Origin of the sequence: Dietzia sp. CQ4, assembly GCF_014145125.1 — a bacterium.
In the GTDB taxonomy this organism is placed as follows: Bacteria; Actinomycetota; Actinomycetes; order Mycobacteriales; family Mycobacteriaceae; genus Dietzia; species Dietzia natronolimnaea.
On sequence record NZ_JAALDZ010000398.1, the window covers coordinates 1 to 1,495 of the forward strand.

The window sequence follows — 1,495 nt, forward strand, 5'->3', positions numbered from 1 at the left end:
CGAGGAGCCGTAGACGGTGGTCGAGGAGATCAACACGAACCGCTTGACGGTCGCGGCCCGCCCACAGGCCGCGATCACGTGCATCGAGCCCATGATGTTGGCCTCCTTGACGGCCGCACGGCCGCCCGGGGCGAAGTCGGTGTGGTGCAGTCCGGCGTGGACGACGGTGTCGATGCCGGCATCGCGCAGGATGCCCTGGAGGCGCGGCGACTGCGGGTCGAGGCGGACGAACTCGGCGTCCCTCATCCGACGGCGGTGCTGCGGCGACGGTTTGACGGAGTCGATGGCCAGGACGCGCTCGACGGATTCGGACCGGAGCAGCATCCCCACGAGGTGGGCGCCGAGGTATCGGCTCCCGCCCACGACGGCGACAGCCCGGGCGGGCCGACGGGTTGGTGCTTCGGGGTTCACCCAGACCACTGTAGCCGTGGACCCCCCCGGTCCGTCGCCCGGTCCGCGTACCCCGGACGTGCTGCTACACACACCCCGGGACACACCGATGCCCGCCACCACTTGCGGGTGACGGGCATCTGCTACAGGCGTGAGTCCGGGCGCTATCGAGCCGCCGCCGGACTCACTTACCGAGCTTGCGACGCTGCACGCGCGTCCGGCGGAGCATCTTGCGGTGCTTCTTCTTGGACATACGCTTGCGGCGCTTCTTGATCACAGAACCCATATCGGGGGTCACCTACCTGTCGACTACTGGTCTGGGGCCTTACAGCGGGCTTACTGCGTTCCGGCATCTAAGCGGGCTCGGAAGCCGGTACGGAACCCGTCCAGACTACCCGCAGGTGGGGCCGCGACGAAAACGGGCCCGGGGGCCGACCCGGAGCGGGTCAGCCGGCGGAGAAGTACGACGTGTCCAGGTACTCGTGGACCGCCTTGGAATGCACGCGGAACGACCGCCCCACCCGCACCGCGGGCAGCTCGCCCGAGTGGACGAGCCGGTAGACCGTCATCTTGGACACGCGCATGAGCGCTGCGACCTCGGCAACGGTCAGGAACTGGGAACCCCCCGCCGCCTGTGCGCCGCCTTCGGTCTTGTCGGTAGTCGCCATCTCACAACCCTTCGTGGCACGCGTCGTGCCGCAGGCTTCCCCTCCTGCGGTACGGACACGCACGTGCTGGGTATGAGCCTAGCGTGAAGGGTGTGATCAATGCGACGGGAGTGGGCAAATAACTTTGACGACACGCCGCCCGACCGCGGCCTGACCCACCCTGAACAGGGCTTGTGCTAATTGCGACGTCCCGCCAGGTGGCCGTTCTCTCACCTGGCGGGACGTGTGGGGCGCGTGGAGCGCAGCGGGCGATGCCGGGAGGCGGGTCAGTCGTCCCGCTCGTCGTCCTCGGCCTTCTGCGCCGCACGGGCCAGTTCCATCGACCTGGTGGCCGACGCCTCCACGGCGTCCGCCACCGCGGACCGGAAGCCCCCGGCCTCGAGTCGCCGGATCGCCGCCGCCGTGGTGCCGCCCGGGGAGCAGACCGCCGCGCGCAG

At 69.6% G+C, this 1,495-nt stretch carries 4 protein-coding genes; all 4 read right to left on the reverse strand.

Annotated elements, in window-relative coordinates; genetic code table 11:
* Positions 1–411: NAD-dependent epimerase/dehydratase family protein (locus G6031_RS17695; protein ID WP_347238524.1), on the reverse strand; the 411-nt coding region annotated here is incomplete at its 3' end.
* 163 nt (positions 412–574) lie between these two features.
* Entirely contained in the window at positions 575–676 is a 102-nt protein-coding gene (locus tag G6031_RS17700; RefSeq protein WP_003855542.1) for an AURKAIP1/COX24 domain-containing protein, read from the reverse strand.
* A gap of 160 nt (positions 677–836) precedes the next feature.
* Positions 837–1,058 (reverse strand): helix-turn-helix domain-containing protein, encoded by a 222-nt coding sequence (locus tag G6031_RS17705; protein WP_017837771.1) that lies wholly within the window; start codon positions 1,056–1,058, stop codon positions 837–839.
* Positions 1,059–1,324: 266 nt separating this feature from the next.
* Positions 1,325–1,495: pyrroline-5-carboxylate reductase dimerization domain-containing protein (locus G6031_RS17710; RefSeq protein ID WP_277820175.1), on the reverse strand; the 171-nt coding region annotated here is incomplete at its 5' end.

Coding starts and splice junctions, on each gene's coding strand:
- G6031_RS17705 (WP_017837771.1), bottom strand. CDS start 1,058: ATGGCGACTACCGACAAGACCGAAGGCGGCGCACAGGCGGCGGGGGGT.
- G6031_RS17700 (WP_003855542.1), bottom strand. CDS start 676: ATGGGTTCTGTGATCAAGAAGCGCCGCAAGCGTATGTCCAAGAAGAAG.